The organism is Chryseobacterium sp. KBW03, from assembly GCF_003852415.1.
In the GTDB taxonomy this organism is placed as follows: domain Bacteria; phylum Bacteroidota; class Bacteroidia; order Flavobacteriales; family Weeksellaceae; genus Chryseobacterium; species Chryseobacterium viscerum.
Map to the genome: position 1 here is coordinate 425065 of NZ_QAJO01000005.1, position 23304 is coordinate 448368.

30 protein-coding genes and 1 riboswitch are annotated in these 23304 nt (G+C 34.8%); of the genes, 20 read left to right on the plus strand and 10 right to left on the minus strand.

What is annotated here, in order from left to right; genetic code table 11:
• Nucleotides 1–15 precede the first annotated feature (15 nt).
• From DBR39_RS13405 to DBR39_RS13415, 3 genes are read right to left on the minus strand one after another with little or no spacing between them, the layout of a single operon-like run.
• Nucleotides 16–1014, minus strand: a complete 999-nt coding sequence (locus tag DBR39_RS13405; RefSeq protein ID WP_124533869.1) for an acyltransferase family protein — start codon at nt 1012–1014, stop codon at nt 16–18.
• Nucleotides 1015–1052: 38 nt separating this feature from the next.
• Nucleotides 1053–1583 carry a GNAT family N-acetyltransferase gene (locus tag DBR39_RS13410; RefSeq protein ID WP_124533871.1) on the minus strand — a complete coding sequence of 177 codons (531 nt, stop codon included), beginning with the start codon at nt 1581–1583 and terminating at the stop codon, nt 1053–1055.
• 49 nt (nt 1584–1632) lie between these two features.
• Entirely contained in the window at nt 1633–1995 is a 363-nt protein-coding gene (locus tag DBR39_RS13415; RefSeq protein WP_124533873.1) for a hypothetical protein, read from the minus strand.
• Between the two features lie 257 nt (nt 1996–2252).
• Here DBR39_RS13415 and DBR39_RS13420 point away from each other — a divergent pair, with 257 nt between their 5' ends.
• Together DBR39_RS13420 and DBR39_RS13425 are read left to right on the plus strand one after the other, a co-directional pair.
• Complete coding sequence (locus tag DBR39_RS13420; RefSeq protein WP_124533875.1) at nt 2253–4400, plus strand: endonuclease MutS2; 2148 nt, start codon at nt 2253–2255, stop codon at nt 4398–4400.
• 126 nt (nt 4401–4526) lie between these two features.
• Nucleotides 4527–5195 (plus strand): hypothetical protein, encoded by a 669-nt coding sequence (locus DBR39_RS13425; RefSeq protein ID WP_124533877.1) that lies wholly within the window; start codon nt 4527–4529, stop codon nt 5193–5195.
• Nucleotides 5196–5246: 51 nt separating this feature from the next.
• Here the strand turns inward: DBR39_RS13425 and DBR39_RS13430 are convergent, their stop codons facing one another.
• The gene (locus DBR39_RS13430) at nt 5247–6335 is read right to left on the minus strand and encodes a GEVED domain-containing protein (protein WP_124533879.1); all 1089 of its coding nucleotides are present in this window, start codon (nt 6333–6335) and stop codon (nt 5247–5249) included.
• Nucleotides 6336–6762: 427 nt separating this feature from the next.
• Between DBR39_RS13430 and DBR39_RS13435 the strand changes: the two genes are divergently transcribed.
• From DBR39_RS13435 to DBR39_RS13445, 3 genes are all read left to right on the plus strand, one after another.
• Nucleotides 6763–7425: an ATP-binding cassette domain-containing protein gene (locus tag DBR39_RS13435; RefSeq protein WP_124533881.1), complete on the plus strand. Its 663-nt coding sequence runs from the start codon at nt 6763–6765 to the stop codon at nt 7423–7425.
• Between the two features lie 30 nt (nt 7426–7455).
• Nucleotides 7456–8256: a hypothetical protein gene (locus tag DBR39_RS13440; protein ID WP_103234988.1), complete on the plus strand. Its 801-nt coding sequence runs from the start codon at nt 7456–7458 to the stop codon at nt 8254–8256.
• Between the two features lie 33 nt (nt 8257–8289).
• Nucleotides 8290–8469: riboswitch (cobalamin riboswitch) on the plus strand.
• 115 nt (nt 8470–8584) lie between these two features.
• Entirely contained in the window at nt 8585–8968 is a 384-nt protein-coding gene (locus DBR39_RS13445) for an acyl-CoA thioesterase (RefSeq protein ID WP_002977578.1), read from the plus strand.
• Between the two features lie 55 nt (nt 8969–9023).
• Here the strand turns inward: DBR39_RS13445 and DBR39_RS13450 are convergent, their stop codons facing one another.
• The 3 genes from DBR39_RS13450 to DBR39_RS13460 all read right to left on the minus strand — a co-directional run bounded on the left by DBR39_RS13450 (nt 9024) and on the right by DBR39_RS13460 (nt 11907).
• Nucleotides 9024–9614, minus strand: a complete 591-nt coding sequence (locus tag DBR39_RS13450; RefSeq protein WP_124533883.1) for an HD domain-containing protein — start codon at nt 9612–9614, stop codon at nt 9024–9026.
• 8 nt (nt 9615–9622) lie between these two features.
• Nucleotides 9623–10318 (minus strand): XAC2610-related protein, encoded by a 696-nt coding sequence (locus DBR39_RS13455; RefSeq protein WP_124533884.1) that lies wholly within the window; start codon nt 10316–10318, stop codon nt 9623–9625.
• An 815-nt stretch (nt 10319–11133) separates the two neighbouring features.
• The gene (locus tag DBR39_RS13460) at nt 11134–11907 is read right to left on the minus strand and encodes a helix-turn-helix transcriptional regulator (protein ID WP_124533886.1); all 774 of its coding nucleotides are present in this window, start codon (nt 11905–11907) and stop codon (nt 11134–11136) included.
• Nucleotides 11908–12007: 100 nt separating this feature from the next.
• Here DBR39_RS13460 and DBR39_RS13465 point away from each other — a divergent pair, with 100 nt between their 5' ends.
• From DBR39_RS13465 to DBR39_RS13535, 15 genes are all read left to right on the plus strand, one after another.
• Nucleotides 12008–12262: a hypothetical protein gene (locus DBR39_RS13465; protein ID WP_124533888.1), complete on the plus strand. Its 255-nt coding sequence runs from the start codon at nt 12008–12010 to the stop codon at nt 12260–12262.
• Between the two features lie 129 nt (nt 12263–12391).
• Complete coding sequence (locus tag DBR39_RS13470) at nt 12392–14440, plus strand: hypothetical protein (RefSeq protein WP_124533890.1); 2049 nt, start codon at nt 12392–12394, stop codon at nt 14438–14440.
• On the plus strand, nt 14433–15374 hold the full coding sequence (locus tag DBR39_RS13475) for an ATP-binding protein (RefSeq protein ID WP_124533892.1): 942 nt from the start codon (nt 14433–14435) through the stop codon (nt 15372–15374). The genes DBR39_RS13470 and DBR39_RS13475 overlap by 8 nt, the downstream gene beginning before the upstream one ends.
• On the plus strand, nt 15371–15994 hold the full coding sequence (locus DBR39_RS13480) for a hypothetical protein (protein ID WP_124533894.1): 624 nt from the start codon (nt 15371–15373) through the stop codon (nt 15992–15994). Before DBR39_RS13475 ends, DBR39_RS13480 begins: the two co-directional genes overlap by 4 nt.
• Nucleotides 15995–15997: 3 nt before the next feature.
• Nucleotides 15998–16297: a hypothetical protein gene (locus DBR39_RS13485; protein WP_124533896.1), complete on the plus strand. Its 300-nt coding sequence runs from the start codon at nt 15998–16000 to the stop codon at nt 16295–16297.
• A 3-nt stretch (nt 16298–16300) separates the two neighbouring features.
• Nucleotides 16301–16933 carry a DUF3164 family protein gene (locus tag DBR39_RS13490; protein WP_124533898.1) on the plus strand — a complete coding sequence of 211 codons (633 nt, stop codon included), beginning with the start codon at nt 16301–16303 and terminating at the stop codon, nt 16931–16933.
• A 173-nt stretch (nt 16934–17106) separates the two neighbouring features.
• On the plus strand, nt 17107–17565 hold the full coding sequence (locus tag DBR39_RS13495) for a hypothetical protein (protein WP_124533900.1): 459 nt from the start codon (nt 17107–17109) through the stop codon (nt 17563–17565).
• Nucleotides 17566–17653: 88 nt separating this feature from the next.
• Nucleotides 17654–18115: a hypothetical protein gene (locus tag DBR39_RS13500; RefSeq protein ID WP_124533902.1), complete on the plus strand. Its 462-nt coding sequence runs from the start codon at nt 17654–17656 to the stop codon at nt 18113–18115.
• Between the two features lie 2 nt (nt 18116–18117).
• Nucleotides 18118–18501, plus strand: coding sequence for a hypothetical protein (locus DBR39_RS13505; protein WP_124533904.1), 384 nt, complete (start codon nt 18118–18120; stop codon nt 18499–18501).
• Complete coding sequence (locus tag DBR39_RS13510) at nt 18498–19043, plus strand: hypothetical protein (protein ID WP_124533906.1); 546 nt, start codon at nt 18498–18500, stop codon at nt 19041–19043. Before DBR39_RS13505 ends, DBR39_RS13510 begins: the two co-directional genes overlap by 4 nt.
• Before the next feature lie 3 nt (nt 19044–19046).
• Complete coding sequence (locus tag DBR39_RS13515) at nt 19047–19415, plus strand: conserved phage C-terminal domain-containing protein (protein WP_124533908.1); 369 nt, start codon at nt 19047–19049, stop codon at nt 19413–19415.
• Nucleotides 19345–20100 (plus strand): hypothetical protein, encoded by a 756-nt coding sequence (locus DBR39_RS13520; protein WP_124533910.1) that lies wholly within the window; start codon nt 19345–19347, stop codon nt 20098–20100. The genes DBR39_RS13515 and DBR39_RS13520 overlap by 71 nt, the downstream gene beginning before the upstream one ends.
• On the plus strand, nt 20093–20365 hold the full coding sequence (locus tag DBR39_RS13525) for a hypothetical protein (protein WP_124533912.1): 273 nt from the start codon (nt 20093–20095) through the stop codon (nt 20363–20365). Before DBR39_RS13520 ends, DBR39_RS13525 begins: the two co-directional genes overlap by 8 nt.
• Before the next feature lie 5 nt (nt 20366–20370).
• Nucleotides 20371–20637: a hypothetical protein gene (locus tag DBR39_RS13530; protein ID WP_228447834.1), complete on the plus strand. Its 267-nt coding sequence runs from the start codon at nt 20371–20373 to the stop codon at nt 20635–20637.
• Nucleotides 20638–20701: 64 nt separating this feature from the next.
• Nucleotides 20702–20938, plus strand: a complete 237-nt coding sequence (locus DBR39_RS13535; RefSeq protein WP_124533916.1) for a hypothetical protein — start codon at nt 20702–20704, stop codon at nt 20936–20938.
• Between the two features lie 283 nt (nt 20939–21221).
• On the opposite strand, the gene DBR39_RS13545 is transcribed toward DBR39_RS13535, so the two are convergent.
• From DBR39_RS13545 to DBR39_RS13555, 3 genes are read right to left on the minus strand one after another with little or no spacing between them, the layout of a single operon-like run.
• The gene (locus DBR39_RS13545; RefSeq protein ID WP_124533920.1) at nt 21222–21731 is read right to left on the minus strand and encodes a hypothetical protein; all 510 of its coding nucleotides are present in this window, start codon (nt 21729–21731) and stop codon (nt 21222–21224) included.
• A complete protein-coding gene (locus DBR39_RS13550; RefSeq protein WP_124533922.1) occupies nt 21731–22282 on the minus strand; it encodes a phage virion morphogenesis protein in 552 nt (183 codons plus the stop codon). Before DBR39_RS13550 ends, DBR39_RS13545 begins: the two co-directional genes overlap by 1 nt.
• Entirely contained in the window at nt 22279–23052 is a 774-nt protein-coding gene (locus tag DBR39_RS13555) for a phage minor head protein (RefSeq protein WP_124533924.1), read from the minus strand. The genes DBR39_RS13550 and DBR39_RS13555 overlap by 4 nt, the downstream gene beginning before the upstream one ends.
• Nucleotides 23053–23304: the final 252 nt, after the last annotated feature.

Sequence of the window (23304 nt, forward strand, 5' to 3'; positions counted from 1 at the left end):
AAATAAGAGTTTAGATTATACCTTAAATATCTTCACTTTCCTTTCGATCAGCATATACGTAAAATAGGACAGCAGCAGTGAAAACACAATTAATAATAAAGGATTAAGGAGTGGGATATCCACAATTATAAAATTCTGGCTCTTAATAATATAATGGATAATATACAATGAATATGAGATATTTCCTAAAATATAAATGGGCTTAGTTTCCAGAAACATTTGAAGATAATTCTTTTCTCGCGTATATAATTGCTTTATAATCAATGCTGATAAAAATGGGATAAGAATCAAGCCCTTGGTCGTAAAGAGCAGTATTAAAGATAAAATAAACACTTTATACACAGGCCATTTGCCTTTTAATGTAAGTCGTGGCAGTATAGCAACCCCTATTCCGAAAAAATAAGAAGCTATGGTTCTGATTAAGGAATTTACTCCATACGGAATATCGAGATATTCCGGGGACTTCAGCATATTCACTGAACCTGCTGAACGAATATATATATCAGGAAAATGAGGGAGAATTAATCTTAAAAGCAAGCCTGTAATAATCAGGATTTCACCACGGATTTTATATCGTATAATCAGATAAAGCATAAACGGGAAGATCAGATAACACATCCACTCCGTACTCAATGACCAATAGACAATATTCAGTAAACGATTGGGATTAAAAAAGCACTGTACCAATCCGGCATTAATAAAAAATGTAAGCCACGGAACACCTCCCATCAACAGAACAATAAAAACAATTGATAAAAAATATACTGGATAAATCCTATTGATTCTTTTCTTATAAAAAACTTGTATCTTTTTAAATTCCAAACTTTTAAACTTCTCAGAATAGGAAACTGTCAGCAAAAAAGCACTTAGTACAAAAAAGACATCTACAGCAAGATAACCTTTCCCTATCAGATTTTGAAGAATCTCGTTTTTAAATTGAAAAAAATGAAAAAAAGTAACCCATAATGCCATTACCCCTCTAAGCCCCGTTAAAGATTTTATTTCATTTTTCATATATAATTTCAATCGGCGATAAAGATAAAAAAAACCTGTTAGTTTTCGTGTTTATCATTATCCGACACTCTTTTTAAGCTAAAAATAATATTATCCGGAAATCCTTCATCTTCCTTCCCTTCTTCCAAAATAAAATCATGCTTTAATAGAAGTCCTTTCGAGTTTTCATTAAATCTACTGGTAATTGCTACAATTTCCTGTAAATGCAATTCATTAAATCCACAGTTTAAGACCGCTTTCAAAGCTTCGGACATAATTCCCTGTCTGTGATATTCCGGCAGCAATTCATAACCGACTTCTGCTGTTTTCCGATCTTCAGAAAAATTCCAAAGACAAATTGTTCCGATAAGATTCTGCTGACCTTTTAAAGAAATTCCGAAATAGACCGTCTGATTGTTTTTAGTTCTTTCTTTAATGGTTAAAATAAATTGAAGTGCATCATAATTATTTTTCGGTGAATTTCTCCGCACGAACCGGTTGGTTACTTCATTGCTTCGAATCCGTAAAATATCCTCAGTATCGTTTTCATTGATTGCTTTTAAAATCAATCTTGTGGTTTCCAGTTTCATTGGTAAGATAGAATAAATAGTTTTATATTTTCTGTTCTGTGCAGCTGTTTCAGATATCTCTCAATGCCAGCGCTTCCGAAAATTCATTTTTGTCTGCATCGAAATTCATAAATAAGTACACGCCGTATTTGATGGAGTAATTTCTTTCATAAACAACAATAGATTCTTCTTTATCACTACCATTTTTTTTGTACTCTTTACGATAATGATCTTCTTTTTTTCGATGATGGCTGAAAGTTTTTTTCATGTCTTTATTTGTAAGACTTTTCACCAAAAGCTTTTTACCTCCAGGTTTTTTGTTCTTCCTGCTATGGGATTTCTGTTCACCTTTTTTAATCTCATTTTTTTGAATTTGGGCCTGAGCCTGAATACCTGCCAAGAGAAAAAGAAGAGCAAGTAGTAAATTTTTCATGGTTATCGTTATTAGTGCAATAAATATAAGCCTTAACCATTATACATTCAAAATTTTTCCTTCTAAAAAGAATGATTCTATTTTTTAATGTAAACTATAAGGTGTTTCTAAAGAAGGAATGATAATTAGAGATTCACAAGCGAACCTTAAAATTTTCATCATCTCAATAGTTAAAAAAAACATCCAATTCAACATTAATTTATTCTGTAAATATCTCGGATATACGTAATAATCAAAATTCTCACTAAATTTGCACTGTGTATATAGATAAAGAAGATTTAGACGAATTAGAGTTTCCGCAATTGCTCGCGGAAATCTCCCCATTTGCGTATTCTCCGAAAACAAGAGAAAAAATTCTTCAACTTCGCCCAATGGAAATAGAAGAGGCGGAACTTTCCTTAAAAAAAACCTCAGAATATCTGTCGAGTTTTGAAAGTTCAAATGCGATTCCGTTTGATGAATATGAAGATATTGAAAATGAGCTGAAAGTGATGCTGATTGAGAACTACCGTTTGGAAAACGCGGCTTTCATCAAAATAAAAACCATCACGGAACAGATCGGAAAATTGCAAAAATTCTTTCCTACCATGCCGGAAACCTTTCCTAACTTATTGGAAGAAGTTTCTGTACTGGAATTCAGAAAAGAGATCATTGATAAAGTAGATAAGGTTTTCAACCGATTTGGTGAGGTAAAAAGTGAGGCCTCTCCAGCTTTAAAGGATTTGAGAACTGAAATTCAGCATGCTAAAAAAGCGATTCAGGAAAATTTCAACCGTGCACTCACCACGTATGGACAGAGTGACTTTTTGGATGATATACGGGAAACGATTATTGACGACCAAAGAGTGTTGGCCGTAAAATCAGGATTCAAAAAAAGAGTTCCCGGAAGAACTTTAGGAATTTCCAAAACGGGCTCCATTACTTACATTCAGCCGGACAGTGTTGTAAAGCATTATTTCAAACTTCGCGAGAGTGAGGAGGAAGAGAAAAAAGAAATTGATAAAGTTCTCCGAAAGCTTACTGCAGAACTGGCAGAATTTCAACCTCAGCTATGGAGATATCAGGTTTATATTTTTGACCTTGACCTTACGAGAGCTAAAGCTAAATTTAGTGAATTGATCAACGGAGTTCTTCCGAAAATCAACCACCATAGAACGTTGAGATTAAAAGATGCTTATCATCCTTTGCTGTGGCTGAGAAATAAGATTGAAAATAAGATCATCCACCCACAGACACTGAGTTTAACGGATCATAACAGAATCATTTGTATTTCCGGACCCAATGCCGGTGGAAAATCTATTACGTTGAAAACGGTCGGACTCTTACAACTGATGATTCAGAGTGGTATTCTGGTTCCTGTACATCCTAAGTCTGAAATGTTTTTCTTTGAGAAGATGATGACCGATATCGGGGATAATCAGTCCATTGAAAACCATCTATCGACCTATTCATCCCGATTGAAAAAAATGTCTGGAATCATCCGCGAGGCTGATGCCAATACGCTTTTACTGATTGATGAATTCGGGACAGGTTCTGATCCGGAGCTAGGAGGTGCTCTGGCTGAAAGTTTCATGGAGTTTTTCTATGATAAAAAGAGTTTTGCCATTATTACGACGCACTATACCAATATTAAACTGGTTATAGAACAGCTTCCAAATGCTCAGAATGCAGCCATGCTTTTCAATGAAGAAACATTGGAGCCGATGTATAAACTGGAAGTGGGACAGGCAGGAAGTTCATTTACTTTCGAAGTTGCTGAAAAGAATAAAATCCCAAGATTTATCATCCATTCTGCCAAGAAAAAGGTAGAACACGATATCGTAAATCTCGACAAGACCATTGTAAAGCTGCAACAGGAGAAATTCGAGGTTGAAAAACTGAAAGTTGATCTTGCAGAAAGAAAAGAATCTGTAGAAGATAAACGTGATAATCTTCAAAAACTGAATGACCAGCTTCAGCAGAAACTGTTCAATTTCCAAAAACTGTATGAGGAAGAACATCGTAAACTTCAGTTTGGAAATAAGATTGAAACATTCATCGACAGTTATACCAAAGGAAAATCCAGAAAAGATGTTGTAAAAGACTTTGTAAAGCTTCTTGAGCAGGAAAAATTCAGGAAATTAGGTCACGACAAAGATGAAACTAAACGTCTGCAGGTCGTGAAGAGAAAAATCACTCAACAGTTGAAAAAGGAGGATGTCATTGAGAAAATCGCAGAAACCAATGAAAAACTGGAAGAACAGCGTAAAAGTGACCGAGCTGTTTGGATGAAGATCGGGCAGCGTGTTCGTATTACAGGAAGCACCAGCGTGGGAACAATTGAGAAAATTTCCCGAAACAAGGTGATTGTCAATTACGGAACCTTCAAGACAACGATTGATGCCGATGAGCTTGAGAGAATTTAATTAATCTGAAATGAGTTTAAAAACGAGCTCATTGTATGCAAATATGAAGAGAGAGTACCATAAGGTGCTCTCTCTTTTTTATGCTTTATCCTATATTTTTTCTATTTTTATCTAAAACTATAATTTATGAAACCATTAAAAGCACTTTCGGACCTTTTGCCAATACCCAGTTATACGGTTATTATCCTATGTTTTTTCTTTCCGTTTTTCCTGATAAAATGTGGAGATACCACTCTAATGTCTGTCAAAGGAACTGATCTTGTAACGGGAGTTTCCAAAAAAGCCATCAATGAGCGAATGAAGGAAAGCCTCAAAAAAAGTTCACCTTTTGGTGCTGCATTCGGAAATGATAAAGCAGAAGCAGATACCTCTTCAGACACAGACATTGAATATTCACCTCTGAACGAACCTAAAGATAAAAAAGACCATCAAAACATCTCTCCTAACCCATTTATTATCATTACATTGCTGGCCGCCATTGCAGGTATTGTCGTTCAAGTGATGAAGAATATCAGAAAGAAATATCTTTATCATATCATTCTATCTATTATTGGACTCGCCTCTTTACTTATTTTTTATCTGACGTTTCAATCCAATATGGAAGGATTTGGAAATAATAAAATGGCAATGGGATTCGGAAGTGATATCTCGATCAGCTATGGTTTCGGGACTGCGTTTTATCTATGTGCCGTTTTATATCTTTTCGTTCTTTTATTCTATGGAGTCTTTTCTTACTTTCTAAAAAATGATCCACAAGCCATTTATGGATCTACAAAACAAAATACAGAATCTTAAAACTGTATTCCAGATAAAAAAGAGTGCTTTTCCAAGCACTCTTTTTTTATTTTATTTCTTAATGAATTTTAGTCGGGTTACCTTTTCTTTGTCTTTCAACTGGATAAAATAAACTCCTTTTGAAAGATGATGAAGGCTCACTTTATGATCTGAAACTTTACCTTCTTCTGTTTTTTGTCCCACGGCATTATAAATTTCAAAATTGGCTGCTTCTGAAATTCCTGAGATATTTAAAATATCCGATGCCGGATTAGGATAAATTTCAGGCTGTATAGATTTTCCTGATTCTCCAACGCCTAATGTGAGATTTATTATATCTACCCCATAATCTTCAACCTCACCATAGGTGAATGTTCCACAAGCATCTGTAAGTAACGTTTGACTTGAAACTACACGCATTACAACACCACACGTTGTCAATGCGGCAAAACTTGGAATGGTAAATACCGACACAGCCGGAGCTGACTGAGTAATATTATTAGCACTCATCACTCTTTCACTGGCTTCAAAAATACCGTTAGCATTAAGGTCTATCCATGCAGTAACTGCTATTGTGCCAGGAGCTCCGGTCCAGGTATTACTTACCGAAAGTGTATTGCCCACACTTCCTACAAGAAATTTTATCCTACGGCTTACATCGCTTCTGTAATCTGTATAGTTAGAGGCGCCAGAGCTGCTTATCATAGGCGTTCCTACCCCTGAAGAAGTTACTGTAACATTGGAGATATGCATCATACTTGTATCTGTAGAAGCACTTGCGCAGTAATTGAGCACTGTTGTAAAAAATATAGGATTGGACCATGTCCCCTGAGTAGTACATGTTTTTGAAACCTGTACTTCATACACTGTACAAGGCTGCAGATTCGTAATAGTAAAAGAGTTTTGGCCCTGTACCGTGGTACCTGTCATCCAGGTAGTCGTTCCAGGTAGTCTGTATCTGATCATATTATCCGGAGTATTGGGATCTGCAGTCCAGGTGACTGTTCCGGAGGTAAGGGTTACATTTGATATCTGGACACCCGTTGGGGCATTCGTATCACAATAGAATAAAGATTTTGATCCTTCTTCTATTTTGTTTTCTGCCTGAAAGCTGGAAATTCCCAAAATAAAAGAGAATACATAAAGTAGTTTTTTGGTCATGTTTATTAGTTTTAAAATTCTCTTGAAAAATAAGGCGTTTTCCGGAATATACTTTACATCCACTCCATATATTATTGTATTTTTTCAATACATTTGAAATTAAAAATGTAAAAGATACATTTCTATTGGTATCTCATTTTTACTGTTACTCTATGATCAAAAACTTTTCTATTCTTTGGATTTTTTATAAAAAAATAGTACTTCCCGCCCTGCTGTTTTCATTACTCATTTCTTTTTTGCTTCCCTTCGGGTTTGAAACGTTTGGATTAAGTTTTCTTCTAATTTTACCAGTCCTTCACTACTTTATTTATGAATTAAGGTTTAAAAACGAATATTATTTCTACGCCAATTTAGGACTTTCAAGAATCTTTCTTTGGAGCGGAACTCTTTTATTGAGTCTCATTGTAAAATTTATAACTTTATTCTTATGAGTAAACTTCATATTGACAGTGTAACAAAATCCTTCAATGAGAGAAAAATTTTGCAGGACATTTATATTGGGTGTGAAACGGGTCAAATTACAGGGCTGTTGGGTAGAAACGGAAGCGGAAAATCGACCTTATTAAAAATCATTTTCGGAGTTATCAGCAGTGATACTCAGTTTATCAGATGTGATGACAAAGTTTTGAAAAATAGATCAGACCGGAAAAACAGGATATCCTATTTACCGCAGAACCTCTTTCTCCCTAAATATGAAACCGTTAAAAGACTGATTCCCCTTTTCTGTAATAAAGAAAATACAGACCTCTTATTTTCCTCAGAACTCATACATCCCTTTCTTCATGAAAAGCCTAAAAACCTTTCCAAAGGTGAGCAAAGACTTATTGAAACTCTGATGATCATTCATTCTGAAGCTGATTTTGCTTTACTGGACGAACCGTTTCACAGTCTTTCTCCAATAGTTTGCGAAGAATTAAAGAAAACCATTCGCCAACAGTCAAACAATAAAGGTTTTATCATTTCTGATCATAATTATCAGGATGTTCTGGATATTTCAGACTCAATATATCTGCTTTCTGACGGCCATCTGAAACAAATACAAGATTTTAAAGAACTGCAGCGGTATAATTATCTCCCGAAAAGCATTTAATTTATATATTTGGGGGATCAAAAAATTTTCATGATGACTTTCATAAACAAAGCATTCTATGTATCCGCTTTCAGTATTTTTTCTTTAGCCTTTGTAAAAGGACAGAATAAGGTTCCTTTTGGAGTTGTAAAAGCTGAAGAGGGATATGCCAATGTACGGGTTCATAAAGACAATTACCGAAAAATTGTAGACAAGATCCGTATGCGTAAAGGAGATGTATTCGTTTATGTAAAGCCTGCTCCCGGAGAAACAGAATGGATCTGGATCAAATATCCTGAAAAACAGGATGATGACAAACCGTTTGTACGTTATGAAACTCTTGATAAAGAAGGAATGGTCAATAAAGAACGTATTGCTTATATCGATCAGCTTCCGGCGTATACTCCTTCAAAATCTAAAAACGGGAGATCACTTATTTTCACAGACAATTCTGATCCGAAAATTCCTACCGCTCAAAGAAGCAAGGTTGTGATTGATGTCTATCCTTCCAACGCGGGCTACCGTAAAAAGGAAAAAGATGCGGAAGGAAAGCTCCTTACCATCGATAAAGTAAAGCCCTGGGGAATTGGAAACGACCTTCCTGAAGGGATGACCGAGATCAAATCGATCAGAGTACAGCAGCCCGGAAGAGGTTCTGTTTTTGTAAGAGAAGCGATCAAAAATATGTTCCAGCCTACCATGGATTTTGAGAACATTGGGGTAACCTCTCTTGACAATGACAATATTTTCCTATACATGATAAATGGTTCGGGAGAGAACAGATATACCACTCTCTGGACGATCAAGAAAGGGAGAGTAATCAGCCAGATTATTTACCATAATCCGGAATAAATTCATTATTTTTGCACTCGAAAAGTTTTACACTTATTCATCACAGAAATTGGTTCTGCATCACTGCAGATTAAAAGGGAACCGTGTGAAAATCACGGACTGTCGCGCAACTGTAAGTAACTGAAATCTTTATCAAAGATCCACTGTGCGAGGCATGGGAAGGAGATAAAGATGTTACGAGTCAGGAGACCTGCCTTTTTCTTAAACATGTAACTTTCGCGATTTGAAGTTGTATTGATCTGATGGATTGTTTCAGGAATTCTATAAGTTCCTGTCATTATTCTGTTATTTTAATATCATTTTATTTCGCTTTAATTAATAATGATATATGACTACAGAAGAAAGAATTGAAGCATCCGAAACCAGAATCTTTAAAGCGGTTTTCCCTAACACAACCAATCATTATGATACCCTTTTTGGAGGTACGGCGATGCAGCTGATGGACGAAGTAGCTTTTATTACCGCAACCCGATTTGCAAGAAAAAGAGTGGTAACAGTGAGCAGTGACAAGATCGATTTCAAGAAACCTATTCCTGCCGGAACGATTGTTGAGTTGATCGGAAAAGTGTCATACGTAGGAAAAACCAGTATGAAAGTAAATGTTGAAATCTACACCGAGCAGATGTATTCCTATGAAAGAGAAAAAGCCATTGTAGGTGATTTCACTTTTGTAGCAATAGACGAGTTCAAGAAACCAATCCAGATACTATAAATAATAAGCTTCGGGCGGCCTTTGGCCGCCCGAAATTTTTCTATTCTCACTGAAATTATTTCAAAACTTTTTCTGTTTCCAGACTTCTGTTCAGCAGCAGTTCAAAAGCCTCTCCCATTTCATCTGAGGCTCTTGTGATCGCATTTTCAAGTATATTTCTGATTTGCTTTTCTGTTACTCCGGCTTCCGTCCAGCTCTTTCCTGAAGTATGGGAATTTAAGATAAATGGCATGATTCTGTCTATTCCACAGGCAAAAACAGCATCCGGTGTTTTCTCTTCTTCAAACTCAAGCCAAAGATTAAAAAATTCCGAACGTAAAGGTTCATCCAGAATTCCGAAGATCTTCTGAGCAGAAGCTTTCTCTCTTTCAAACTTTCCTACCATTGCTTTTTCATCAAAAATAAAAGTGTCTCCGGCCTCTATTTCCACAAGATCATGAATGGAAAGCATTCTTATCACCCTTAACAAATCTATATCGGTGCGGTTTTTTGCATAGGGATAAAGTATCTGAGCCAGAATGATAATCTGCCAGGAGTGTTCCGCTGTATTTTCTCTTCGGGAATCGTCTGCATTATAATTTCTTCTCTGTACATTTTTCAAAGCATCCACTGCCAGGATAAAATCGATTTCTTTCTGAATTTTCATCTTACTTCTTATTTTCTATTATATTGATCTGCAGGATATACCTTCGTTTTGGTATTCCATTTATTATTGATCTTTTCTTTTGTTATTACTTTTACCTGATCTTCATTAGTCGTATCTTCTTCCTTTTCAAAGACCATATCCAGTCCTTTATTCGGAATTACGGCATATTCCATCGTGAAAAAATTGCAGCATCCTGATTTTCCATAAGCGATGAGGCGTTTGCGCTTGGCATCAACATCAAAAATATCAAGGGAATTGGAAGCAAGATCCGTAAGCTCTTTACTCTTCACAAATGCCATTCTGGTACTATTGAACACATATACATCGTATGAAGCAGCGCTATAGTTCCCCATATTTCCGTTTCTTATCGCAATATCTTCTGTTCCGTCAAAATTAAAATCATCTATAATCACAGAATTTTGCGGCTTTGTTAACTGAATCATTTTCCCCGGGGTCAGCTTCTGGCTTTCTTCTGTTTCCAGAACAAGATCATCGGAAACAAAAGTCTGTACCTTACTGTTTCTGTTATCAAAAAGCTCCACAGTCCCCTTTCCACTGCATCGGCTGTCATAACAATTTTCTACCTTGATGATCGCACTATAGTTTTTTGACGCATTTTTTACTTCAAACTGATATTGCCCGAAACATAAGGGACCCAACAAAAGAAAAGCCGATAAGTTCTTATACTTATTTAAAATATTCATGGTAATAGTAATTTGGATTTAGGTGTTTTCTATTGCTAACAAAAATACGAATCATAATACCGATCTCAAAATATCAATCCCATTATCTCTCAGAATTTAAAACAGTTTTATTCCTTCAAATAAAAGGATATCCGCTGATAAGAAGCTGTTTCCCGCTATCCGCTCATACTCCTCGCACCGGGCCTAAAACCCAACCCGCTGTGGGGTAACCGCTGCTATCGGGGCTATGATATGAGTAATAAGTAATCGGTAATAAGTAATAAGCAATAATTAATAAATGATGATTTTTTTCCTCTGTATAGGGCATAAAACAAAAGGTCAAAAAAAATAAAGGTCAAAAAAAAGCCTAATCCCTTATTAATAAAGGGAAAATAAAAAAAATAAGCTATATCCAAAAGTAAAACTGATTGTCATTTACTACCTTTTTATTACCATTTTAAATACACTTTAAATAACATTTAAGCACCCTTATAGGATGCTTATTCTTTTTTATGGCAAAAACAGCCTTGTAATAATGTAGAATGCGGAATTTTCATAAATAAAGTGAGTCTAATATCCTTTTATTTATAATACTATCTGGTTAAAATAGCTCTTGAAAGAATTTTCAAAAAAAGTAATAGCAGTTACGTTAGGGGTTACGTTTGGAGTTACTCTATAGTGTAGTTACTGGTTGAGTGTAGTATGTGATTTGTTTAAAATTAACATCAAAAATACATTAAATACAATCATTGTGCCCCCTATTTTTCACACTTTATAAAACGTAAAATATTGATAATCAGAATAAACTGATGATCTTATTTTTTGAAGGGGTGTTTTTATTGAACTCTGCGTTTTACTTCTTGTAATTCTGCTTCTAAATCGTCCATTCTGTCATAAATATCAGCAGGATCAGGTAGTTGAAAATTTAGATGTAGTTTGACTTCCCACACCTCCTTTATAGATAATGGATTGATGTTCTGGGTGGGGAAATTTCGTCTATTATCTGATTTACAGATTAAATTGTCATATTTACTTATGCGGTTAATGCATCTCTTTATAATGCCGTCTTCAACTTCATTTGAGATGATTGCATATATTTTATTATCTTTTATATCTTTCTCCCAGTCATCAATAAACTGACCTACTACATAGCTTTTATTTGGCAATGTTGGAAACATTGAATTTCCTTCCACTTCAAACATTCTGAATATTCCATTATTTAATCCAGGCATTCTATATGCAGGGAGCTGTTTTATAAATGTAGGGTCATTATAACCTGTGATATACCCAGCTTTCAATGTTTGAGGGACTAAGGCAATGTTATCATGATTATATGAATCAATTGTTACAATTTGAGGAACCCTGTTATCTAATTTAATGTTTTTTGATTCTTTTTCCTTCTCCATGTCTCCAATACCCAATATTAACCATTCGGTATTTATTGCGAATGTTTTACATATTTTTTCAATTACATTGAATTTTGGTTCAGTTCCATTAAGGTAACTACGCACATTTGACTCACCAATTTCTATTTTGTTTGCAAATAGTGAGTTATTTCCACTACAGAAATAGTCAATTAACTGTTTTATTCGCAAATTTATTTCATTCATAATCAATACGTTATAATTAAACCGCAAAATATTACGGGAAACCGTTTGGATAATCGCAAATAAATGCGATATTTGTCCCAACAAAAAGACAATTGAAACAATGGACAAACCTACAAAAAAAAGAATTAAGTACAATGAGGACATTCTGAATGTTTTAAGAAGTAGATACGGCTACACTTTTGATTTCATTCGAAAATCATTGCGAGGTGATCGAGTTGGTGAAATGCCTGATCAATTAATAAAAGAATATAAAGAGCTTGATAATGCTTTAAAAAAAAGACTAGAAGAAAAAATGGAAACCTTAAACCCTGCATCATATGAAAACAATTCAAAAATTAGTTCATCTAATTATTAGATGTCGAGCCAGTAGTATAAATTTTCTTTTTGCTCAGCATGTAATAAATTATGAATGGGTATTATTTGGGAAATTTATTATAAGAAAAACCAGTAAGCCTATATAACAGCATTTAAACACAATTTAAAAATGTATCAATTCTATCAAAATACTTTAACGATTCCTGCAAAAGCTTTGTACGATGATTTAGGAATAATGTCAGAGTCAAATTACAAAAAATTGTGTAGTACAGGTAAATTAAATAAAATTAGAACCGCAGGCGGTTTAGATAATACAGCTCTGGTAGAGTTTGATAGTATTCCTGAAAGATTCAAGGTTCAGTTAATAAAAATAAAAGGTTTTCCTCCCAAGAAAAACTCGCAAAATCTACTATTAAACTATTATCATGACGATTACGAAGCTGTAGACTTCTTTGCTTATTATCTACTTGATGAATACCGCACATTGTCTCCAGAAAAGCAAGACGAGTATGTAAAAAACGCTCAAATGCTTCAGGCGGTGGATGTATTCATTAAAGAGACTTTAACCTTTGTAAAGAGCCGTAATGGCAAAAGAGGATTGACCGATATATGGAATGATACCACTGATGCTGTAACTGCTGTAAAAGATCAAATAGGGCACACATTGCCAAAATCAGCCAGAAGACTAAAGGAAAAACTGGAAGACTTCAAAAAAGAGGGTTACTCGTCTCTTATTTCGGAGAATTTTGGGAACAAAAAAGCTTCTAAAGTAAAAGATAATCAGCAGGAAGCCTTATTAAGAACTTTATTACGTGATCACAGGACTTTTGACAATGAACAAATAGCAATGGTATATAATTCAGTTGCAAAGCTTCAAAAGTTCCCTGAACTCTCTGCATCAACAATCGGTAATTATCGTAAAAAATGGAATTTACTTGTAATGGCTGGAACAAAAGGAGAAAAGGGGTTTGATAACAAAGTGGCTATGCATGTTAAAAGATCAGCGCCTTCAGCACCTTTGCTTTACTGGACGGTGGACGGTTGGGATGCAGAATTATTGTACCAAAAATCGTCAGTATCCCTTAAAGGACAGAATATCACAACATATCATAACAGATTAACTATGGTTGTGGTTCTTGATCCTTCCATTAAATATCCGATAGGATACGCGATAGGAACTCAGGAAAACGCAGAGCTTATAAAAGCTGCTTTAAGAAATGCAGTAAGACATACGGAAGAGCTTTTCGGATCAAAACACAAAGTACTACAGATTCAGTCTGATAATTATGCTAAAAAAGAAATGACACCTATTTATACAATGATGTCAGATCACTATACACCTGCTAAGGTTGGAAACGCAAAATCAAAGGTAATTGAGCCGTGGTTTAAGCACTTTAATAAAACATATTGTCAATTCGCTCCAAATTGGAGTGGCCAAGGTGTCAAAGCTAAAATTCAGCCTAATGATGAATACCTGAATAAAATTAAACATTCTTTTCCTGACGAGGTTGGTTGTAGAATGCAGCTTATAAGAATGATTGAAATGGAACGTGAAAGATTACAGGAACAATACCTGCAAGCTTACAACGAAATGCCTCAGGATGCTATAAAATTAATGTCCCAGCATGAATACTTAATGTGCTTTGGAGAAACCACCGGAGATACTAATAAAATAAACCATAACGGTTTACATATAGCAATTAACGGTCGAAAAATGGAGTTTGACAGCTTTGATCCCAACTTTAGAATGAATGCTCATGTAGATTGGACAGTCAAATATGATTCTGATAACCTTCAAGAGGTTTTAGCTTATGATGAAGCCCGAAATATCAGTTTTATGCTTACCAATAAATATGTACAGCCGATGGCATTGTATGACCTTAAAGAAGGTGATTCAGAAGAAAGAACGAAAGTTAAGAACTTCAATAAAGATTTAAAAACATTAGTACTAGAAACTCAGGCTGAAGACAGTAAAAAAGTAAGTCAAATGTTTATCCAAAATCCAGAGTTAGACAACACGCTTGCCAAAATGTTGATAGTAGATAGCCGGGGGCAGCACAAAGACCAACGTAATGCCAAGCGTCTGAATAATGGAAAAAAACTCCTTGAAAAACAGGATAAAAAACAGCGATTAACTGAACAGCGAAACTGGGATGACGAACAAATGGATTATTTAAACAAAAAAATGGACTTCTCAAAATACTTAGAAAATGAATAACACAATAAAAAATAATATTATATCAGCTCTTAACCAATGGTTAATAAATAATGAGTACACCGCTGCTGATTTCTCTGCAAAATCAGGTGTGCCAGCAAATTACCTTTCTTATATGCGAAAGAATACCTATTTCGTAAGCACAGGAGGAAAGGATGTAGAAATTGATGATAAATACTTCAGGATGATTTGTGAGGCTATAGATTTTGATCCTGAGAACAAATTAGCCTGGACTACACGACAAACACCTCAATTCATGCAGATGATAACTTATTTAACGGATGCCAAAAAACACGGATATACTAATATAATTATTGGAAATACTGGGGCGGGTAAAACATATTGCTTTGATATTTTTATGAAGCAAAACCCCAAAGATACCTTTAAAGTGACTGTAGGCTCTCTTGATACAATTACTGACCTATTGGATAAATTAGGAATAGCAATGCGAATCCCGCTAACTGGAACCCCTTCCAAAAAGTTAAGGACAGTCACAAAAGAAATCACCAAAATGAAACTTGAAGGGCGGGAACCAATGATTGCATGGGATGAGTCCGAGTACCTGAAACAATCAACACTTTGTAATATCAAAGAGCTGCATGATCATTTATATGGCAAATGTGCACTGATCATGATTGGCACTGATCAGCTAATTGCAAAGATTGAAAGGCTTAAAAGTAAAAACGCCCCGGGTATGCCTCAGTTTTACCGCCGTGTAAAATATGGTATTCGTGAATTGAGATCAATAGATACACGTTTCAAAGAATTTTTAACTGATATGGCTGACCGTGGACTTAAAAAGTTTCTTCAGGATGAATGCGAAAATTATGGAGAGTTGCACGATGCTTTACTACCTGCCATGAGAGAAGCTGAAAGACTGGGGGAGCCACTGACAGAAAATCTAGTCAGAACAATTTTAAATAAACCAAAACTATGAGGAAAGCCATATCATCAACGGATTTATTAGCAACTAAATACGACTTAATTACATGGGATGGCGAATGGCATGACAATTTTGACGAGCCGGAAGCTTCAGGATCCTGGTTTATCTCTGGAAACTCAGGAAACGGAAAAACTTCCTTTATGTTGGAGCTGGCCAAAGCTTTATCTCCATTTGGAAATGTTCTTTTCAATTCTTTAGAGGAAGGCACTTCCAGAACAATGCAGAAGGCTTGGAAAAGACATAATGTATCTGATTGTGGTCGTAAAATTCAACTCATTAAAGAAAAATATGACGACTTACGGATCAGACTTAAAAAACGAAAATCTCCACGCTTTATAATTACAGATAGCTGGCAGTATACAGGGATGACTTTCGAGCAGTATTTAGCCCTTAAAGAAGAGTTTCCAGATAAACTATTCATATGGAATTCGCAAATGGATGGAAACAAACCTCTTGGAAAAACTGCAATTCGTATTCAATATGATGCTGACCTTAAAATATGGGTAGAAGGTTTCAAAGCCTTTTCAAAAGGTAGGTATCTTGGAAGATATTATGCGGAAGGTTTAACCATTTGGCAGGAAGGAGCAGAAAAGTACTGGACTAAAACGGGATAGCCTATGGATAAGACTACATTAAAAAAGGTTTTACAACTTGATAGTCTGATCAATTTTTTAGACTGGCAGGAACGGGCTCAAATCCATCATTGTAATGAGAGTGCTGTAATAGCATCAAAAAAGGTTTTAATAGCCTTAGAGTGGATAGGAAAAGTAAACTGGGAGTCTCCACAAACAAAATATGGGCAGGACCGTCTTCTTTATTTCTTTAATTCAGAATATGACTGCTGGTTTGTAGATGAAGATTATCTGAAGCTATATCCACAATACAAAAATGATTTACTAAAAATAAAACAATTATAAATTATGAATACAACAAAAAATTTACAAGTATTAACAACTGAGGAGTTGGAAGCTGAACTAAATAAAAGAAAAAATAAAGAAGCTTCTGACCGGGAAAACAAAAGGAGGGAATATGAAAGCCTTAAGCAATCTGTAATTAATGAGCTGGGACCATCAGCAGAAAAATTATCATGGGAGCTTACAAAATTTAAAAAGAAAGCATTTTCTGATATGGGAACTCTTTTCGACCTCCTTAAAGAATATAGTAAAAGGCATCAGGATAGCCGTGGTAATTTTCAAATTGAATCTGAAAATTATAGAATACAATTTAAAAGACAAGGCAAAGGAAATTTTGATGAAAGATCACATCAGGCAGAAAAACATATAATTGATTTTCTGACATCCAAATACCAGGGAGATCTTGATACCAAAGACTTAATTATGTCACTCCTTGAAAGAAAGAATGGGGCTCTTGATATTCAGCTTGTGCAGAAATTATACAGTATGGAAGGTCGCTTTACTGATGAAAATTGGACAGAAGGCATCAGACTTCTTAAAGAAAGTTACAGCTTCAATCTAAGCAAAGATTATGTTTCTTTTTTTACGAAAAACGAACGGAACGAGTGGGAAGGTATTAATCTAAATTTCTCTTACTAAAATGACAGACTTTGAACTATTGGTAGGGGTTTCCTCAGTGACTTTCATATTGGGATTTTTATTGGGAATACTCATTACAGCAATGATATCAGCTGATCGCATAAATAAAATAACAAGTATTAAAAAATAATCAAGTGGATTTAAAGAACCGGCAGGATTTATAAATTATTACAATGAACCCAAAAGAAGAATTAAAACAAATTTTTGCAGATCGTACTCCGGTCGATATAGCAATAGAAATCAGTGGGTATACAGGACATAGAACCACCCTGATAGATGAACTTACAGAAGCGGAAGCATCCGGCCTTTTGGCTGTGTATAATCCTTCTGTTGATTTGGAAAAAGAACATACTCTTTTGCAACAGGTATTAATAAAAAAAGAATGGAGATCTAAAATTTTAGCAAAAGCCGAAAAAATAAAAATTAAAAAGCCCAATTCTTTCTTTGAATTTAATGACTGGATGCAGCTTAAAAGCAAGTTTAAAAAGCATTTAAACTCTCATTCAATACAAGAGCTTAAAGAATTACACCAGCAGTTATGTGCTTTCGAAAGCAATAATTCTAAAAGCGCAAAAAAACCCTTTACAAAGTCATGGTGGGATAAAGGGACTGAAAAAATTAATTTAAACTAAATGCTTAAGAAGAGAAGAACCTCACTTGCAGACCTTTTTCCTGAGCGTGAGGGAATTAGAATTTATCCAATTAATACAAATAAAAACAATGATACCAATAACAAACGGTGTTCTGATGATCGCCAAAGAAAGACAAAAGCAAATAGATAAACACGGTTTTACTGCTGAATATCATGTAAATCATCCTGAATATTATGAGGATAAACAATTAATTCAAGCTACAGTTACTCTATTGCTTCAGGATTTAGCTCCACATGACCTTGTAACTGAAATCCCCACAAACTGGGATGCTGTAAGATTTCAGGATTTAATCGATAGAGGGCACATAGAACGATTGACAATTGCAGGGGCTTTATTGGCTGCTGAACTAGATAGACTTTGTGAGTTAGCTTGTTATCTAAAATGCGAAAGTTGCCAGAAAGAAACAGATATCGAAAGAATGCACGAGGATGGTGATTCAAATAATTTCTGTCCAGAATGTTGGAAGGAACTGGCACCAACAATGAAAGCAGACTACGAAGAGTTAAAAAGAAATGGAGAAATAGAATAGTTATGATTACAACTGAACAAATATTAAAGGCTCAGGAAGAAGCAATAAAAAATGCAGGGCCAATTAGAGCAGAACTCGAAAAATTTAAAAAAGAATATCAAAGTAAAATTAATGAATTTGAAAAACCTATAATGGATTTAATTGAAGCCTATTATGATGAAAATCTGACTGATAAAAACAATGCTATTGTTCAAATCGGAATGACAATTACGAATGGTAAATCAAAACTATACATCCATAGTAGAGGAATGCAGTTCATTTTTGGCCATATCGTTTTTAATCCCAGAGTAATGGGAAAAAAAATAGATGACAAAGGATTTATTAAACCAAACGCAAGAGAAATTCATGTACATCCAAAGGAATTAAAAGAATACTGGATATTATGATACTATCATTTTCAACACAGTTAAACGGAAAACCAACCTATTTTCCTGAGAAAATAATAGCAGGATTATTTGAGAATGAAATTTTAACATTTGGAATATCATGTGAACTTTTAGAGCAATATGTTAATAAGGTTGATGCATCACTGCTTTATAATAAACTTCATACCCCAGTGTATAAAGGGTATTCCAAAATACATACAATAAGAGAAGATAAAACCTCTCGTTGGAAATCAGGAATGATGATAGACTTTTTCATTAATGCACGGCAAAAAAACATGTTCTGTTTTGCTCCCAGAATACAGGTTACTTCAATACAAAATATTGAAATAAAATTTATGTCTATATGGAATAGCCACGGCTTGTATGCAAAACCGTTTGTTAAAATTGATGGAACTATAATTTATGATGTTGCAGGAAACGGTAAAGAAAAAATGCTACAGCTAGCTGTAAATGATGGTTTTGAAAGTATAGATGATTTCTTTTCTTATTTCAATAAGGATTTTAAAGGAAAGATAATACACTGGACAGGTTTTAAATATTAAGAGATGGAAGCAGAAACAATAACCCCAGAAATTGAAATCCTTAATCTGTTCAATCAGATCACAGGACACCGACACCGCCCGGGAAAAGCAAATTTAACGGGAATCAAACGAGTATTAAAAGAAGGCTATTCTCTTAATGAGATACAGGAAGTAATACAGTTAAAAACTATCGAATGGAAGAAAAACGCTACAATGAGCGGACATCTTAATCCGGTAACGATTTTTAGAGAGTCAAACTTTGATAAATACATTAATCAGGTACTGAATGTAAAAGAGAATCCTAAACTCTACCAGAAATATTATGAGCAACTTAATAAAGTCGAGCGAAGTGCCGCCGACAACGTTGATGATCTTAAAGCCATGTTCGGATAAGGATGCTTTTAATGCCATTGCAAAAATAGAACAGTCTCTTACAATTAAAGATTCAATAAAGGCAGGAGAGCTGATCATGAAGCAGGGATCTAAAGTGGATGTTGTTATAGAGATTATTAAAATCATTGAATTTTACTTAAAAATTACCGGGAAAGAACTTGAGATATATCAGGTACGGGTTCTTGCTGGTGATCTTTATGATAAGTTCAGAACTGATACAGTAGAGGATTTAATTTTATTCTTTAAGATGATCAGAACGGGAGATCTGGGGAAGCTAAAGTACTATGACAATTTTCATGATAAAATTATGTCGTATGTCCCTCAATACTTTCAGTACAAGTCAGAACAAAGAGAAAAGATGATTGAAGCAAAAAAGAAGCAGTTTAAGAAAAAAGCCGATCAAACACAGATGTCTGAGGAGGCATATAATAAGTTTACAGAACTTCAAAACAGGATTTCAAATCCAATCCAAAGATCTGCAGAGATATTTAGTGTAAAAGGAATTTTAAGCAGTATAGATAATTACATTGAAAAATTACCTGAAACCTGTAAAAAATTATCTGACAGTGATCTTAAATATGAAATCCAGCGAACTCAGTTTAGTAATAAAACAGCGTATGAAATCTTACTACAAGAGCAGGAACATCGAAAAACAACCCCAAAAAAGAAGAAAAAAAATGAGTAAAATTATAATTGTTGGCACTAACGAAATTAAGTCTTTACAAGAAGGTGAAAAAAATGTTACTGATTACAGAAAACATTTAACCTATGAAGAATTACACGCACTTCTTAAAGCAATTCCTGAGCCAATAGAGAAATCAAGGGAAGACTTTGAAAAGCTCGCAACTGCAATGACATCATTAAGTTTCGGAAAACAAAAAGTTGTAATTAATGAAATTCACTCTGTTAATCCTAACGCAAGACATTTCAAAAATAAAAGAAAATGGTAAGAATAATGCCAGAAGGCGATAATATTTACAAAATGGAAATCAAAATGCATATTCCCCAGATGAACATCATCAACTTTCTGCAAAAGAAAGGTTACGAGGTGAAAGGTTATGTCTTAGTCATTGAAGCAGTTGAAACTATGCTTTTAAGTGAACCAAGGCAGGAAATATACACTTTTACAGCTACCAAGGCTGGAGAGTCTCAAAGTGCAGAAAAGCTTTATTTAAATGTCTTTGAAACAGAGTTAAATTGTTTTTTAAAAGAAAATATATAGGTTACGGAAATCCACAACCTATTTAATTTCTTTCATAATACATTTATCACCTAAATAATTATTAATGGAACATAGATACACAGCAAACAACGAAAGGATAAAAGTAATTCAGGAGGCATTAAATACCTGCATAATGGGATCAGGTTTTGCAACTATTTTTACTGTCACGGTTGAGAAAGTAGATAATGACCGTTCTACACTTGTTTTTAAAAGTGATCGAGAAAGCCCGATTAATCCGATGGAATTTTTTGAATTTGGAATTATAGTTGGTCGTGATTATGTCTCTAAAATTGAACGCTAAAAAAACCCGCATTAATGCGGGTTTTTTTATGTGCTATAACGCCAGCTTGACTGGTATATATCTGGATTGTACTTTTGTCCCGATAATGGCATATAATCGTAGAAATTATATTAAAAAAGCGAAGTATATTATATCGGTGTATAACCAGTATAAGCATCAGGATGTGCCAGATACAAGGATTCTTAATAATTACTTTCCACAGCATAATATTTACATATCCTATCGTCAATGGATGAATATTAAAGGAATGGTTTTTCCTACAGCTGAAACTACAGAACAATTATCACTGTTTTAAATCCCCATTAAATTTTATTTCAAACTCATTGAAATCTTCCTCTTCCGGATAGTCTTCATAGGAAGTTGAAAAAGTAATTGTACGCACTCTTAACCCTATGTCATTATTATTTTGGGACTTTACATTAGTTCTGATCAGTGGTGTAAAATAGTCAAGTTTCCATTTTTGCAAACACTTGAAAAGTTTCTGTTCTATTTTTAAGTACTCCAGACCTCTATTAATGACGTCCTTTGGTACTTTGTGCCATGTCGGGCTGTAGTTTTCAAAAATAAGCTGAAATGTAATATTAACCGCTCCCAGCTGTGCTCCTGTTGAAAGTTCAGAGTAATCCGAATCCGGGAAATCAATAAGTACAGCAGGAGAAGAAATAGCGGGTCTTTCGTCTTCACCCGTTTGCCCTAATTGTCCAAGATCCTGATCTATATAATTAATCTCAGGAACTTTAGCGGAAATACGGTCCTGCAGGTCTATTAATATCTGTGAAAAAAAGTAATCCATTATTTCATAATTTTTTTGATGTCATTTTCAATCATCTTTGTAATAGCTCTATTAAGGGCCACAGATTGTCTCTTAGCGGTTGGCATAAACTGTCTTCGTGGCATATTAACACGTCTTGAGTGAGTTTTCACTTTTGATTCGCCACTCTTATAGCTTACTGTTTTTTGTCTTTCTTTTCCGGTCTTGGTAAGCTTCCCTGTGCCGACTTTCGTTTTTGAATATTTATTACGGGTAAAAGATCCGATCACCATTTTACCTTTGAAACCTTCGTTATGTATGGCAGCATATGGCATTTTATTTTGAACCGTAACCTGCCCTTTCGATATATTTACTGTGGTTCCTGCTCTGAGCCTTCCGCTTTTTATCAAAATAGATCCTTTCTTTTTCTTGGAAGGTTTCCATTTTTTAAAATAAGTTCCCTGCCATCCCTGAGCCCGAAAATTGCCATTAACAAAACGTAAAATTGTATTTGCCTGTTTTCCCGGCAAAATATTCTCTGTATAGTTTTTCAGCTCAAGAGCTTTTCTTTGTATTATTTGTTCTGGTGTCATTCCTTGTGCATTAATACTCCTTTTCTAAATTGATTAATCACTCTATCACGGCTCATCCCGATAACTTTTACCTGGGTGACTTCATCATCTTTGCCCGTAGTAACAATAACAGTTTTGTCCTGGTAATACCTAACATGATTTGTGGTTCCTTTGTCTGGATTCATCCAACTTTCATGAGGACTTTTTACTGTTTCATTTTTACCCATTTCCCGGCTTTGGAATGCATCCAGTTCTCGGGTTTTTATTTTTTTGAGATCCTGAAGTCCATAATTACTCCATGTGAGTTGCTTTTCCTTTCCGTTGGCAGTTTGGAAATAAGGGTGTTTGTCATTGAAAATTATTTTTGTGACGGCTGTATTATTTTCAAAAATAGTCCCCTTTACATCATCTTTTACAATGTCATAAGCTTGTTTATTATTCAATTTTTTGGGTGTTGTTCCTTTACCTGGTCCGATCTTGCAACGGCACCCCCACGCTAAAGGCGGGCAAATCCTTCTCCAAACCGGGTCACTTTTTGGAGCAGTGAATTTATCTAAAAGAGCGTGAGCAGGTCTTACATAACTATCTCCAGCAGTATTGAATTCTACGAGTTCCGAATCCAGTTCATCCCAAACCTGAGCCATAAGAGCAGAACTATGAGCCATGTCATACTCCGTTTTCAAATGTTTTTCGTTGAACATTTCCCCGGAATCCGCTACCCACTTTTTAAAGGCAGAAAAACTTTTAATATTTCCTTTTTTGTCTACCATCCCATTTCTGAAGTATTCCATCTGCACAAAGCTTTTGGCAGCCGAAAAATGGTAGATATTTCGTTTTAAATAGGGCTCTAAACTGGCTGTTTTTTTATTTCCTGATTTAATAACCCCTCCTGAGTTGACCGCTTCAAAAAGCTGTTTCGCAGTAGAAAGATGAAGATCTGCATTCGTAACAGTGTTTTTATTATTCAGAAGATCACGGGCTATTTGCTCATAGTCTATTTTTCCATCTGCTAAATCTTCGTAATGATCTTCAATTGTTCCTCC

Coding starts and splice junctions, on each gene's coding strand:
- DBR39_RS13405 (WP_124533869.1), bottom strand. CDS start 1,014: ATGAAAAATGAAATAAAATCTTTAACGGGGCTTAGAGGGGTAATGGCA.
- DBR39_RS13410 (WP_124533871.1), bottom strand. CDS start 1,583: ATGAAACTGGAAACCACAAGATTGATTTTAAAAGCAATCAATGAAAAC.
- DBR39_RS13415 (WP_124533873.1), bottom strand. CDS start 1,995: ATGAAAAATTTACTACTTGCTCTTCTTTTTCTCTTGGCAGGTATTCAG.
- DBR39_RS13425 (WP_124533877.1), top strand. CDS start 4,527: ATGAAACCATTAAAAGCACTTTCGGACCTTTTGCCAATACCCAGTTAT.
- DBR39_RS13430 (WP_124533879.1), bottom strand. CDS start 6,335: ATGACCAAAAAACTACTTTATGTATTCTCTTTTATTTTGGGAATTTCC.
- DBR39_RS13435 (WP_124533881.1), top strand. CDS start 6,763: ATGAGTAAACTTCATATTGACAGTGTAACAAAATCCTTCAATGAGAGA.
- DBR39_RS13440 (WP_103234988.1), top strand. CDS start 7,456: ATGATGACTTTCATAAACAAAGCATTCTATGTATCCGCTTTCAGTATT.
- DBR39_RS13445 (WP_002977578.1), top strand. CDS start 8,585: ATGACTACAGAAGAAAGAATTGAAGCATCCGAAACCAGAATCTTTAAA.
- DBR39_RS13450 (WP_124533883.1), bottom strand. CDS start 9,614: ATGAAAATTCAGAAAGAAATCGATTTTATCCTGGCAGTGGATGCTTTG.
- DBR39_RS13455 (WP_124533884.1), bottom strand. CDS start 10,318: ATGAATATTTTAAATAAGTATAAGAACTTATCGGCTTTTCTTTTGTTG.
- DBR39_RS13460 (WP_124533886.1), bottom strand. CDS start 11,907: ATGAATGAAATAAATTTGCGAATAAAACAGTTAATTGACTATTTCTGT.
- DBR39_RS13465 (WP_124533888.1), top strand. CDS start 12,008: ATGGACAAACCTACAAAAAAAAGAATTAAGTACAATGAGGACATTCTG.
- DBR39_RS13470 (WP_124533890.1), top strand. CDS start 12,392: ATGTATCAATTCTATCAAAATACTTTAACGATTCCTGCAAAAGCTTTG.
- DBR39_RS13475 (WP_124533892.1), top strand. CDS start 14,433: ATGAATAACACAATAAAAAATAATATTATATCAGCTCTTAACCAATGG.
- DBR39_RS13480 (WP_124533894.1), top strand. CDS start 15,371: ATGAGGAAAGCCATATCATCAACGGATTTATTAGCAACTAAATACGAC.
- DBR39_RS13485 (WP_124533896.1), top strand. CDS start 15,998: ATGGATAAGACTACATTAAAAAAGGTTTTACAACTTGATAGTCTGATC.
- DBR39_RS13490 (WP_124533898.1), top strand. CDS start 16,301: ATGAATACAACAAAAAATTTACAAGTATTAACAACTGAGGAGTTGGAA.
- DBR39_RS13495 (WP_124533900.1), top strand. CDS start 17,107: ATGAACCCAAAAGAAGAATTAAAACAAATTTTTGCAGATCGTACTCCG.
- DBR39_RS13500 (WP_124533902.1), top strand. CDS start 17,654: ATGATACCAATAACAAACGGTGTTCTGATGATCGCCAAAGAAAGACAA.
- DBR39_RS13505 (WP_124533904.1), top strand. CDS start 18,118: ATGATTACAACTGAACAAATATTAAAGGCTCAGGAAGAAGCAATAAAA.
- DBR39_RS13510 (WP_124533906.1), top strand. CDS start 18,498: ATGATACTATCATTTTCAACACAGTTAAACGGAAAACCAACCTATTTT.
- DBR39_RS13515 (WP_124533908.1), top strand. CDS start 19,047: ATGGAAGCAGAAACAATAACCCCAGAAATTGAAATCCTTAATCTGTTC.
- DBR39_RS13520 (WP_124533910.1), top strand. CDS start 19,345: ATGAGCAACTTAATAAAGTCGAGCGAAGTGCCGCCGACAACGTTGATG.
- DBR39_RS13525 (WP_124533912.1), top strand. CDS start 20,093: ATGAGTAAAATTATAATTGTTGGCACTAACGAAATTAAGTCTTTACAA.
- DBR39_RS13530 (WP_228447834.1), top strand. CDS start 20,371: ATGCCAGAAGGCGATAATATTTACAAAATGGAAATCAAAATGCATATT.
- DBR39_RS13535 (WP_124533916.1), top strand. CDS start 20,702: ATGGAACATAGATACACAGCAAACAACGAAAGGATAAAAGTAATTCAG.
- DBR39_RS13545 (WP_124533920.1), bottom strand. CDS start 21,731: ATGGATTACTTTTTTTCACAGATATTAATAGACCTGCAGGACCGTATT.
- DBR39_RS13550 (WP_124533922.1), bottom strand. CDS start 22,282: ATGACACCAGAACAAATAATACAAAGAAAAGCTCTTGAGCTGAAAAAC.
- DBR39_RS13555 (WP_124533924.1), bottom strand. CDS start 23,052: ATGGAATACTTCAGAAATGGGATGGTAGACAAAAAAGGAAATATTAAA.